Consider the following 7,497-nt stretch of genomic DNA (forward strand, 5'->3'; position numbering starts at 1 on the left):
ATGACTCAATCTGAAACCTGTGCACCGTCGGCCGCGCAAAGAATGGGATGGCTCGATCGGTATTTAACCGTGTGGATTTTTCTCGCTATGGCCATTGGGGTCAGTATAGGGTGGATTTATCCAGAAGTGGCGAACCTCAGTGAGCGCTTATCGGTCGGGAGCACCAATGTACCGCTGGCGGTTGGCTTGATCTTAATGATGTACCCGCGACTGGCAAAAGTAAATTATCGCTTACTGGGCTCGGTCACGCGCGATAAAAAAGCCATTACGCTGTCGCTGATCATGAACTGGGTGGTGGGTCCTATTCTGATGTTCACACTGGCGGTGCTGTTTTTACGTGATGAGCCAGGTTACATGGCGGGAGTGATATTGATTGGTCTTGCCCGTTGTATTGCTATGGTCTTGGTGTGGAACGACATCAGTGGCGGTAATAAAGAGTATGGCGCGGCATTGGTGGCCCTAAATAGCTTATTTCAGATCCTGACCTACAGTGTGATGGCATGGCTATTTATCACCGTTTTACCCCCCATGCTGGGTCTACAAAGTTTTGTGGTGGATGTGACCATGGGGGACATCGCGCAAAGTGTGCTGATTTACTTGGGTATCCCTTTTTTGGCGGGCTATCTATCACGTACCGTGCTGGTCGCTAAAAAAGGTGAACAATGGTACGAAGACGTCTTTTTGCCACGTATCTCCCCGATGACGTTAATCGCGTTGTTGGCGACCATTGTGTTGATGTTTAGCCTAAAAGGGGAGGCAATTGTTGCGTTGCCGCTTGATGTGTTGCGTATCGCTGTGCCGCTGGTGACCTACTTTGTGCTGATGTTCTTTATTAGCTTCTTTGTGGGCAAAAAACTGGGGATCCCGTATGACCGCAACGCGTCAATTGCGTTTACTTCATCCGGCAATAACTTTGAATTAGCCATTGCGGTGGCGATTGCGGTATTTGGCATTCACTCTGATCAAGCCTTTGCAGGAGTGATTGGGCCGCTGGTGGAAGTGCCGGTGTTGATTGCCTTGGTGAATGTTGCGCTAAGGATGAAGCGGTGCTATGACTAGTCAGTTGTCTTCAACGTCCACGACGCCATGCTTGCTTGAAGCATGGCGTGATTATGAATCGTTGCTCTATCGCTGGCTGATTAAACAAACGCATGATCACGTGTTGAGTGCGGATGTATTACAGGAAACCTTCCTCAAGGCATTGCAACAAAATGAGCAATTTTGCGCGGTGCAACAGCCGCGCGCCTGGTTGTATCGCACCGCCCATCATCTCTTGATCGACAGATATAGAAAACAAAGTAAAACATTACTTGTTGCGGATCCTGAACCACTTCCCGAGAGCTACGATGCGCCGCCAGCTATTACTGGACTCATGGCGTGTTTACCCAAAGCGTTGCGGCGCTTACCAGACGATCAACGTGATGTGATAGAGCAATGTGATCTCGGCGGCGTCACTCAGCGTGATTATGCCGATGCTCATCAACTTTCACTGCCAGCTGTTAAATCACGTATTCAGCGTGCGCGACAGCACTTACGTGAGATACTGCTGGTACAGTGTAATATTCAGTTTGATGATCACAATCGGGTATGTTGCCACTTGCGAGATTCAGACTGATTTTTTTTGCATCCTTTTTAGCCCTTGTCCGTCTTATCCATAACGAGCGCTGATGACCTTCAAACCACCAGCGCGCTAACAAGCGATAAGAGGACGCATTATGTTTGAAGTCTTTACCTATTTTGCCGATTGGCTCGTTTATCAACTCATTGGGCTATCACCAGATACTCGACTGGGTGAGGCGATTCACTTTTTTATTGAAGACACCACCAAAATCCTCGCTCTATTGATCGTGATGATTTATCTCATTGCGCTTTTGCGCGCGTCGCTTAATGTTGAGCGCGTCCGTGACTATTTAGCCGGTAAAAAGCGTTTCTTCGGTTATGCCTCGGGAAGCTTTTTCGGCGCCATAACACCCTTTTGTTCATGTTCGAGCATTCCTGTTTTTCTTGGCTTTACCTCCGCAGGGATCCCGCTTGGCATCACTATGGCCTTTTTAATTACTTCACCATTAATTAACGAAGTGGCCATCTTGCTTTTATTTAGTCTTCTGGGATGGGAGTTTACGCTTGCATATGTCGCATTGGGGATCACTATTGGCATCGTTAGTGGCTGTTTTTTAGATGCCATCGGCGCGCAGCGCTGGTTACAGCCATTTGCGGCTAATGCGATGGAAAAGGCGCAAGCAAAACCTGACACTTCGACGCATACTCAGCCCTCTAACACATCGGAGATAACGCTGAATGCTCGCCATCAATTTGCTAAGCAAGAAATGAAAGGTATTGTTAGCCGCATTTGGAAATGGGTGTTTATTGGTGTGGGCATTGGTGCCGCATTGCATGGCTTTGTGCCTGATGGCTGGATCGAATCCCATTTAGGGGCCGGACAATGGTGGTCGGTACCTGCCTCTGTCTTTATCGGGATCCCACTGTACTCGAATGCGACAGGGGTTATCCCAATCATGGAAAGCTTACTACGCAACGGCTTGCCGCTGGGAACGACCCTGGCGTTTTGTATGAGCACTGTTGCGGCCAGTGTCCCTGAGTTTGTGATGTTAAAGCAGGTGATGCAGTGGCGCTTACTCGCGATCCTGTTTGCTCTTTTACTGACCGGGTTCACGGTTACAGGATGGGTATTTAATTTACCTTTTTGGCAATTTTAGGAGAAAACAATGAAACAATTTAAAGTTCTTGGATCAGGCTGTGCCAATTGCACCCATACAGCGGAAAAGATCGAAGCGATTGCGGCAGACCAGAGCGTCGACGTTTCAGTTGAAAAAATCACCGATCTTGAAACCATGATGGCTTATAGCGTGATGTCGACACCGGCGGTAGTGATGGATGAGCAAGTCATACACGCAGGTGGTGTACCCAGTGACGATACCATTAAACAATGGCTTATCTAGTCAATGGAAGACTAACGCGTTTTAAGGTACTCAAGCAGTCTAATGGGCTGCTTTTTATTGATCCACAAAAACTGTGAAGTTTTTATGACAGCTTTCCTCGGTGCTTGCATTTCTGCGCGTGAACCATAACATACGCATATCCATATATGCATTTAGTAAGGCGTCATGAGAGAGCCTATGTTGCCTCACCAGTTTTTCAAATTGTTGGCCGATGAAACGCGCGTGCGATGTTTGTTGCTCATTGCTCGTGAAGGGCAGTTATGCGTGTGCGAACTTACTGAAGCGCTAGATACCTCGCAGCCGAAGATCTCACGCCATTTGGCGCAACTGCGGGCCAGTGGTGTGTTGGTTGATACGCGCCAAGGGCAATGGGTGTTTTATCGCTTAGCCGCTGACTTACCCGGCTGGATGCGCAAACAAATTCAGGGGTTAGTTGATTCCAACTGCCTAAAAGACACTTATCAAGAAGATATCACGCGGCTTGCCAAGATGGCGTCTCGCCCTACCTGCTGCGTGTAAAGGAGAGAGCAATGACAATTAAAGTCGGGGTTAATGGGTTTGGCCGTATCGGTCGTTTGGCATTACGGGCAGCATTTGATTGGCCAGAGCTCGAGTTTGTGCATATTAACGATGTGGCGGGAGATACCGAAACGCTGGCGCATCTGCTGGAGTTTGATTCGGTGCAAGGGCGCTGGCACCACGCAGTGAGTGCGGAAGGCAATCGCGTGCAGATTAACGGCCAAACATTAACGACAAGCCAAGAGAAAGCGATTGATGCAGTCGATTGGTCAGGTTGTGATGTGGTGATTGAGGCAACCGGAAAACACCGTGACGGGGATTTGCTACAACAATACTTGGACCAAGGCGTGAAGCGCGTAGTGGTCTCTGCACCGGTCAAAGATGAGCGTGTGGCGAATATCGTGGTGGGGGTTAATGACGCGATTTTTGATCCGAGCAAACATCGAATTGTTACTGCGGCGTCGTGCACCACGAACTGCCTGGCACCGATTGTGAAAGTGATCCATGAAAAACTGGGAATTGCGCAGTCAACCTTCACCACCATTCATGATTTAACCAATACCCAAACGATTTTAGATGCGCCGCACAAAGACTTACGTCGCGCCCGTGCGTGTGGCATGAGCTTGATCCCGACCACCACAGGTTCGGCGACCGCTATCGTAGAAATTTTCCCGGATCTAAAAGGCAAGATTAATGGCCATGCGGTGCGTGTCCCCCTTGCCAATGCGTCACTGACGGATGTGATTTTTGATGTGGAAACCGATACCACCGCCGAAGAGGTGAATGCACTGTTGCAAGAGGCCGCGGACGGCGAGCTTAAAGGCATTCTTGGCTTTGAGGCGCGTCCTTTAGTCTCGATTGATTACCGTGGCGATCAGCGCTCTACTATTGTCGATGGTTTATCCACCATGGTAGTGGGCAAGCGTATGGTCAAAATCTATGCGTGGTATGACAACGAAATGGGTTATGCCACGCGTACCGCTGAGCTGGTGCGCAACGTCGGTCTTGTCGATCAGTAAGTGATACTTTGTAACGCTGGCGGTGCATGCAGTGCATCGCCTTTATTTACCGCTTTTATCAAACCTAAATAGACGGCCACTATGTTTGCTCAATTAAGCCAATCTGTGCGCCAGTACATGCTGGTTACCTTTAACTATTGGAACTTCACTATCACCGACGGAGCCCTGCGCATGTTGGTGGTGCTGTACTTTTATGACTTAGGCTACGGCACCTTAGAAATTGCCTCGCTATTTTTGTTTTACGAATTCTTTGGGGTAGTGACCAATCTTGTCGGCGGCTGGTTAGGGGCTCGATTAGGGCTTAACCGCACCATGAATATTGGCCTAGGCATGCAAATTGTGGCGCTTACTATGCTGGCGGTCCCCGCGGCGTGGCTCACCATCCCCTGGGTGATGGCGGCACAAGCGCTATCTGGGATTGCGAAAGATCTCAATAAAATGAGTGCGAAAAGTGCGATCAAAACCCTGGTGCCCGATAATGCACAGGGGGCGCTTTTTAAGTGGATTGCGATCCTCACCGGCTCTAAGAACGCGCTCAAAGGGGCAGGCTTTTTTGTCGGTGGCGCACTGCTGTCTTTCATTGGCTTTCAATACGCGGTGGCAGCCATGGCCGGTGTGCTGACTGTGGTCTTTATTGGCAGTGTGGTGTCACTAAAAGCGGATTTAGGTAAAGCTAAAAGTAAGCCTAAGTTTTCAGAAATATTTTCCAAGTCGCGCAGCGTCAATATCCTCTCAGCGGCACGCATGTTTCTCTTTGGTGCGCGAGACGTGTGGTTTGTCGTCGCCCTTCCGATTTATTTGGGCAACACATTCGGCTGGAGCCATAGTATGGTCGGTGGCTTTCTTGCGCTATGGGTGATTGCTTACGGCGTGGTGCAAGGGATTGCCCCGAAAATGACTGGGCGCCAAGCTGGCCATTCGCCGGGTGGTAAAGCGGCATTAGGTTGGGCAGGTTTATTGGCCGTGGTGACGGGCATCATTGCTTATGCAATTGGCGAACAGTGGTATCCGCAAGGGGTGATTATCGTTGGACTCATGGTGTTTGGGGCGATATTTGCGATTAACTCTTCACTGCATTCCTACCTGATCGTCAGCTACGCCAAAGGTGACGGTGTGTCACTGGATGTGGGGTTCTATTATATGGCGAACGCCATGGGACGCTTAATTGGCACCGTGTTATCCGGTTGGATTTTCCAAGTGTGGGGGCTAGCAGCCTGTTTGTGGGTCTCTTTCGCCTTCTTGTTCATCACGACGGTGATTTCGCTGTGGTTACCCAAAACGCCAGCCGTGATAGCCCACACTTAAACCAATAGGGGCAAGCATGCATATGCTTACCCCTGTTTCAAACTACGGCTACTCATTGAGCATATTGCTAATTTTCTTCTGCAGCTCTTTATCTTCACGTGCTTGACGAAAAACAGCGTTATATTCTTCTATCGTCAGGCCCGTTGCTTCAATCGCTTGCGCCATTTCTTTTTGCGTCTGTGCCATTAGCGCTTTCGCTTTTTCTTCACTACGAATGCTCTCGAGCTTACTTTGATAGTCTTTAGACATTGAAACAACCTGTTCAGCGGCCTCTGCATAGCTGCTTATCACTTGGTCGGTCAGCTGATCCGCTGACAGTTCGTTTGTTTCGTTGGCAGCAAAACTTGGCAGACTGGCTGCAACAACAAACGCAAAAGATAGGGTCGCTAATAAACGTTTCATTAATACTCTCCTTTTATTCATCACGGTCACCCTAAAAGAGATGGAGAGTGACGGTCAAACGCGAATAAGCAATCAGACAAATTCTCACAAGATCATGACATTGTTGATGCTGTAAGGATTGCTCAGTTTTTTCGAATAACTCCAACAAGTTGCTCTGCCGACTTTCCCTCGCGCTCTCCTTATACTGTATAGCGTAGAGAAAGGAGGACGTATGGGAAAACTGATAGACGGTATTTGGCATGATGTGTGGTATGACACCAAGTCTTCGGGAGGGCGATTTGTCCGTGAAGACGCGGGTTTTCGTCATTGGGTGACCGCTGATGGCCAAGCTGGACCCAGTGGCGATGCGGGCTTTAACGCTGAATCAGGCCGCTATCATCTGTATGTGTCTCTTGCTTGTCCGTGGGCGCATCGGACTCTGATTATGCGTCATTTAAAAGGGCTTGAGCCTCATATTGATGTCACAGTGGTGGCACCTGAAATGTTAGAGCATGGCTGGACGTTTTCTGAGCCCGAGCCATTGTATGGGTTCCATTATGCTCATCAGCTCTATACCCACGCGAAGCCGGATTACACGGGGCGAGTCACCGTGCCGATTTTATGGGATAAGCAGACCCAGACCATTGTCAGTAATGAATCAGCCGATATCATTCGGATGTTTAATTCGGCGTTTAATGATATTACGGGTAATCATGACGATTATTACCCAGACAACCTGCGTGCAGCGGTTGATCAGTGGAATGAATTTGTTTACCCCAACGTGAACAACGGCGTGTATAAATGTGGCTTTGCCACCGAACAAGCGGCTTATGAAGACGCCTTTGATCAGTTATTCACTGCATTGACGGTGTTAGATGATCATTTAAGTCGTAATCGTTATCTTGCCGGCAATCAGATCACAGAAGCCGATTGGCGTTTGTTCACCACCCTGATTCGTTTTGATCCTGTCTACGTGGGCCACTTTAAATGTAATAAGCAACGTATTGCCGATTACTGCAACTTGTTCTGCTACATGAAAGAGTTGTTCCAAGTACCAGGCGTAGCAGAGACGGTCGATATGCATCATATCAAAACCCATTATTATTACAGCCACGGCAACATAAACCCGACGCGCATTGTACCGAAAGGGCCAGAGCAAGACCTGTGGTCGCCGCATGGGCGTGCCTCAGTTAGCGCTCGCGGTAAGTGATTGAGCAGTTGACGAAAAAACAACGAAAAAGGGCCAGCAGATGCTGGCCCTTAAAGATGGTGGTGGAGGAAGGATTCGAACCTTCGAAGGCTGAGCCGTCAGA

At 49.0% G+C, this 7,497-nt stretch carries 9 protein-coding genes; 8 read left to right on the plus strand and 1 reads right to left on the minus strand.

Annotated elements, in window-relative coordinates; translation table 11 throughout:
• The 7 genes from arsB (at position 1) to arsJ (ending at position 5,803) form a co-directional block, all read left to right on the plus strand.
• Positions 1-1,059, plus strand: coding sequence for an ACR3 family arsenite efflux transporter (arsB, locus tag C7A19_RS11540; protein ID WP_116644939.1), 1,059 nt, complete (start codon positions 1-3; stop codon positions 1,057-1,059).
• On the plus strand, positions 1,052-1,615 hold the full coding sequence (locus C7A19_RS11545) for a sigma-70 family RNA polymerase sigma factor (RefSeq protein WP_116644940.1): 564 nt from the start codon (positions 1,052-1,054) through the stop codon (positions 1,613-1,615). Before arsB ends, C7A19_RS11545 begins: the two co-directional genes overlap by 8 nt.
• A gap of 100 nt (positions 1,616-1,715) precedes the next feature.
• Positions 1,716-2,717 carry a permease gene (locus C7A19_RS11550; RefSeq protein ID WP_077660916.1) on the plus strand — a complete coding sequence of 334 codons (1,002 nt, stop codon included), beginning with the start codon at positions 1,716-1,718 and terminating at the stop codon, positions 2,715-2,717.
• 9 nt (positions 2,718-2,726) lie between these two features.
• Positions 2,727-2,960, plus strand: a complete 234-nt coding sequence (locus tag C7A19_RS11555) for a thioredoxin family protein (protein WP_077660917.1) — start codon at positions 2,727-2,729, stop codon at positions 2,958-2,960.
• Between the two features lie 177 nt (positions 2,961-3,137).
• Positions 3,138-3,479 carry a metalloregulator ArsR/SmtB family transcription factor gene (locus tag C7A19_RS11560; protein ID WP_021024015.1) on the plus strand — a complete coding sequence of 114 codons (342 nt, stop codon included), beginning with the start codon at positions 3,138-3,140 and terminating at the stop codon, positions 3,477-3,479.
• Between the two features lie 11 nt (positions 3,480-3,490).
• Positions 3,491-4,498, plus strand: a complete 1,008-nt coding sequence (locus tag C7A19_RS11565) for an ArsJ-associated glyceraldehyde-3-phosphate dehydrogenase (protein ID WP_116644941.1) — start codon at positions 3,491-3,493, stop codon at positions 4,496-4,498.
• Positions 4,499-4,579: 81 nt separating this feature from the next.
• Positions 4,580-5,803, plus strand: coding sequence for an organoarsenical effux MFS transporter ArsJ (gene arsJ, locus C7A19_RS11570; RefSeq protein WP_069361030.1), 1,224 nt, complete (start codon positions 4,580-4,582; stop codon positions 5,801-5,803).
• A gap of 48 nt (positions 5,804-5,851) precedes the next feature.
• Here the strand turns inward: arsJ and C7A19_RS11575 are convergent, their stop codons facing one another.
• Positions 5,852-6,205, minus strand: a complete 354-nt coding sequence (locus C7A19_RS11575) for a DUF4168 domain-containing protein (RefSeq protein ID WP_069361029.1) — start codon at positions 6,203-6,205, stop codon at positions 5,852-5,854.
• A 211-nt stretch (positions 6,206-6,416) separates the two neighbouring features.
• On the opposite strand from C7A19_RS11575, the gene C7A19_RS11580 reads away from it, so the two are divergent.
• On the plus strand, positions 6,417-7,394 hold the full coding sequence (locus tag C7A19_RS11580; RefSeq protein WP_116644942.1) for a glutathione S-transferase family protein: 978 nt from the start codon (positions 6,417-6,419) through the stop codon (positions 7,392-7,394).
• Positions 7,395-7,497: the final 103 nt, after the last annotated feature.

The sequence above is a fragment of the Salinivibrio sp. HTSP genome, from assembly GCF_003390965.1.
GTDB lineage: Bacteria > Pseudomonadota > Gammaproteobacteria > Enterobacterales > Vibrionaceae > Salinivibrio > Salinivibrio kushneri.